Here is a 4,430-nt window from a genome sequence, read left to right as displayed (position 1 = left end):
TACAACGTCAAACGCAGGCACAGCGCCAACGACGGGCAGCCGCCTGTCACATTCGAGCACCAGATGATCGAGAAGAGGCAAGCATCAACGGCCCTGATGAGGGCCGCCGTGGCATAGGACCATCTCCACGGTTTGAGGGGATTGACAGACTCTAGTACAGCCCACTTCCCCAAGGGCTTCCATAGTGGCGATTATTCGCTCGCACGAAGTATAGGCAAGCCAGCCGTCAAATCCGTTGGGTGAGACCTGTGTGTCAATCCACGCAATATTTGATAGAGCGCGCTCTGCAGAAGAAAGCTCGACTCCTGTCGCTGCTTGGTTAGCGAGATTTATAGCGATATCCAGCATCTTGCCGTGGGCGTCACCCATGCTAAATCCTGCTCCTTCAGGCTTAAGCTGAATGCATTTGTTCTAGGCCAAGGATTTTGGCGAAATCTTTTGAGAATCCCACGATGACCTCATCGGTCCCCACCCGAAAAGACTCAGGGCCTGGCCAGACTGGTGCCGCGGCAATGAGCCAGGCAGAGCCGGTCGAGAAGTCAAGCCGGACGGCGGTCGGGCACTGCACCGGGCCCAGGTCTCCGATTGCCTCGTCCCAAAGGATCTGCGCTCCCGTGATTGGCCGCCTGGCTAGGTTCACCCATTGGGGGTGTGTGGTCACGTCCCACCCGGGCGGCCCGTCCGGTTCTCCCACGTTTCGCAGGTGGACGGACATCGGCGAGGGGAAGATCTCCAGGCCGTAGTGGGTGAAGGAGGAGCCCCAGACGGCTGAGTAGACCTCCGCGTCCGTCATGGTCAACTCCACTCCCATCACGGGATGGTGCCAGTCGCCGTAGTCCCAATCCTCGATGCGCTCGTTGTAGTCGTGGAGGCCGTAGTAGGTCGCCTTCTCGATCTGGCGCCCGACCAACTGGCCAGCAACAGCCTCGTACTCAGCCACGTTGCCCAGTCGTCTTGGGTCATAAGTCATGCGCGAATTCACCTCCGGGACATTACGACAACGCCGTTGCGTTTGGCTCTGCGGCTGCTGGTCAAGGGGGGCTTGAACGAGGAAACGGGACTCCTGTAGATCAACGATCGGCGAAGAAAGTCGATCAAGTCCAGGAGTCCCGTTGCAGGAGAAGTCTGTCATCACCCGGACGATCGAGGTAGCCGGGGGCGTGTACGCGCCGGGTCATCTCGGTGAGTTGACCCGGTTCGTGGACTTCGCGCTGGTGGACGCGGTGTTGGAGGAGACCGGGACACGCGAGCGGCGGCTTCGGCTGCTGCCCTCGCGGGTGGTGGTTTACTTCGTCCTGGCGCTGGCTCTGTTCGAGCATTCTTCCTACCGTGCGGCCTGGGGCAAGCTGGTCGCTTCCCTGGAGGAGCTGGGGCTGGTATGGCCGAGTACCTCCTCCCTGTCGCGGGCCCGGCGCCGGCTCGGCTCGGCACCCCTGCGTCGGCTGTTCGAGGCCCTGGCCGGGCCGGTCGCCCACCGGGGCCAGGTGGGCGCGTTCTATCGCGGAATGCGCACCGTGGCCGTGGACGGCACCAGCCTGCATACTCCCGAGGAGGAGTCGATCACCTGGCGCTACCTCAAGCGGGTCGGGGAGAGGCTGGAGTTCGGCTATCCGTTGCTGCGGCTACTGGTCGTGGTCGAGTGCGGCACCTGGGCCGTGCTGGCTGCTGCCTTTGGTCCCGAAAGCGAGGGCGAACTGGCCTACGCCAGGCGCCTGTTGACGGCCTTGGACCGCTCGATGCTGCTGCTGGCCGACGCGGGCTTCGACGCCTTCGAGTTCCTGCGCGATGTCGGCGCGGCCGGTGCGCAGTTCCTGGTACGTTCCTCCGCCCGGCGCTGCCCGACCATCCAGCGCCGCCTGCCTGACGGCTCCTACCTGGCTCGCCTGGGCTACGGCACGCTGCCGGTGCGGGTCATCGAAGCGTGGATCACGATCACGCTCGCCGACGGCACCGTGCGCCGCGAGCAGTGGCGGCTGCTTACGAGCCTGTTGGACCACCAGCGCTACCCTGCCCGCGAGCTGGTGGATCTCTGCCACGAGCGCTGGCAGGCGGAGACCACCTATTTTTCGATCAAGGCGACGATGCTGGACGGCCGGGTCCTGCACTCGCGTAGCTTGGACGGCTTGGACCAGGAGGTCTACGCGCTGCTGACGGTCTACCAGGCCCTGATCCGCACCGCCGCCGACGTCGCGGCCAGCAGGCCGGGACTGGACATGGACCGGATCAGCTTCACGATCCTGCTGGAGACCGCGGGCGACCTGGTCGCCGCCGCCAGTGCCGTCTGGCCCGCCGAGCACGCCACCCTCATCGGCCCAATCGGCCGTGCGGTGCTGCGCGGCCTGCTGCCCGCCTGGCGTCGCCCTCGCGTCAAGGCCCGCAGCCGGAAGAACCCGACCAGCAAGTACGGCCCGAACGCCGGCCAGCACCCCGCCATCACGCAGACCTACACCTTCCATGCCCAGGTCACCGTCATTGAAGACGGACTTGCACCTCGCCCACGACGCTAAACGCAACGGCGTTGTAGGAAACATCAAAGCCCAGGTACCGAACCAATCGGTTTACCTGGGCTTTCACGGTGAGAGCGGGTGACGGGAATCGAACCCGCGCTGTCAGCTTGGGAACCGGCTACTGATCTTGCCATGCTGAGCTGGGAAAACGGGGATGCAGGTCAGCACGGATCGCTTGCCCGTGAGTGACCGTGAGAGACCGCGACTGCCCGCCTGTTCTGGCACGGATCTGGCACACGATCGATGCCTCCATGTTGTGGCATTGTTGGCCGAAGCTGGCAGCATGCAGCCTTATGGACGTGAACGACTTCAGGCTCTTCCTCCCACGGTCCCGCACGCGGAGTGCAGATCATGACCGAGGATGAGGTCTTCGAAGCGATACGGTCAGACCCTGGGCCCGATGTCCTACCGGTGGCCTCGTCCGAGGCGGTCGCTGAAGCTGAAGAGGCCATTGGGTACCCGCTCCCTCCGCTGCTACGGCGGTTGTATCTGGAGGTGGGAAACGGAGGTTTCGGTCCTCGGGGTGGCATCATCGGTGTACGGGGCTACGACTTCTGGAGAAGCGATATCTTCCCGGACATCACTGAATCGGCTGTGGAGTTTCACACCGATTCCTACGGACGACAGGCAGGCATGATCCAGCTGTTGGACTGGGGATGTGCGATCGCGTCACTACTGGATTGCAGTGATCCTGAAGGCGCGATGTGGGGATGGGATCCCAACCTGTGCTGCTTGGATCATGCGCTCTTTCCTCAGGACATCACCTTCGCGTCGTGGCTCGCGGAGTCGATTGGCCGCGACTTCGCCGAGCCCTTCTATGACGGTTACTTCGAGGTCTCGCCACAAGATGAGCCAGGGAGCGCGGTGAGCACCATCGGAGAAGAGGATGAACCGTGCATGTGGGTGCCACCCGTCGGGGTGAAAGGCAGGAAGGCCGGCATCTGGGAGCGCCGTCACCAATCCGATGACTGACGGGTTGGGCTTCGTAAGCGAGTGCGGGGCCTAGTTCGGGAGGAGCGCTTCCACCAAGATCTGGCCAAGGCGATCAAGAAGCATCAGGCCTCGGATTCCGTATTCGGCCTGGACCATCACGCTGAGAGCGGGTGACGGGAATCGAACCCGCGCTGTCAGCTTGGGAACTCTTTCAAGATCACAGCATCTGACCAGGGGAAACGCTGACCTGGGCCGATGCCGGTCGAGTGACCGTGAGTTCCCGCAACTCCCCGTTGATCGCCGTCCGAACGGGCACGCAGCGGGCACGGCCTGGCGGACCGCACGCACTCCGCTCGCTCTGCTCAGGCATCCACCGCAGCACCTACGGCCTTCAACAGCATGCACGTACATGGCGTATCACCCCGAAGCCGGAGCGCCCACCGGAGAGTGGCTCGTGATCGTAAGGGGTTGGACAGCACCGCTGCGCGGGCAAGTAGATCCCGGCATGGGAACCGACATCCACGGGTTCGTCGAGTGCCGCACGTGGACACATGGGCTCGACATAGGTGAGTCCGCTTGGTGCGCCGCCATCTCTCTGTCGATGTTGGGAGTGCACAGAGACTACGACGCCTTCGATTGCCTCTTCGGGGTTCGCAGCTCAGGCGACTGGCGGCCGATCGCGGCTGATCGCGGACTCCCCCAGGACGCATCGGAGACCGCCAGAGCGGAATTGGCGCAATGGGGGGAAGCCGCCTTCGGCGTTACTTGGTCGGGCTGGGAAGAGGTCACTGCGATCGATTGGGATGAACCGGCCCTCCATCCGACGAACGTAGCCCAGTACCGTGTCAATCCCCTCAAACCGTGGAGATGGTCCTATGCCACGGCGGCCCTCATCAGGGCCGTTGATGCTTGCCTCTTCTCGATCATCTGGTGCTCGAATGTGACAGGCGGCTGCCCGTCGTTGGCGCTGTGCCTGCGTTTGACGTTGTA

The 4,430-nt window shown here is 63.4% G+C and carries 4 protein-coding genes; 3 read left to right on the top strand and 1 reads right to left on the bottom strand.

Translation table 11 applies throughout. The features are described from left to right. Positions 1-391: 391 nt before the first annotated feature. The gene (locus AB0C16_RS39750; protein ID WP_357691276.1) at positions 392-982 is read right to left on the bottom strand and encodes a hypothetical protein; all 591 of its coding nucleotides are present in this window, start codon (positions 980-982) and stop codon (positions 392-394) included. A gap of 130 nt (positions 983-1,112) precedes the next feature. On the opposite strand from AB0C16_RS39750, the gene AB0C16_RS39745 reads away from it, so the two are divergent. From AB0C16_RS39745 to AB0C16_RS39735, 3 genes are all read left to right on the top strand, one after another. Further along, a complete protein-coding gene (locus AB0C16_RS39745) occupies positions 1,113-2,507 on the top strand; it encodes an IS4 family transposase (RefSeq protein WP_357691274.1) in 1,395 nt (464 codons plus the stop codon). Between the two features lie 351 nt (positions 2,508-2,858). After that, positions 2,859-3,479: an SMI1/KNR4 family protein gene (locus tag AB0C16_RS39740; RefSeq protein ID WP_357691272.1), complete on the top strand. Its 621-nt coding sequence runs from the start codon at positions 2,859-2,861 to the stop codon at positions 3,477-3,479. A gap of 466 nt (positions 3,480-3,945) precedes the next feature. Then, positions 3,946-4,430, top strand: a 485-nt coding sequence (locus AB0C16_RS39735; RefSeq protein ID WP_357691270.1) for a hypothetical protein, incomplete at its 3' end; no start/stop codon positions are given.

The organism is Nonomuraea sp. NPDC048916 (assembly GCF_040649575.1).
Taxonomy (GTDB): Bacteria; Actinomycetota; Actinomycetes; order Streptosporangiales; family Streptosporangiaceae; genus Nonomuraea.
This window is presented reverse-complemented; position numbering and strand designations above follow the sequence as displayed.

Bases quoted from the DNA above. Each gene is read 5' to 3' on its own strand.
- AB0C16_RS39740 (WP_357691272.1), top strand. From the start codon at position 2,859: ATGACCGAGGATGAGGTCTTCGAAGCGATACGGTCAGACCCTGGGCCC.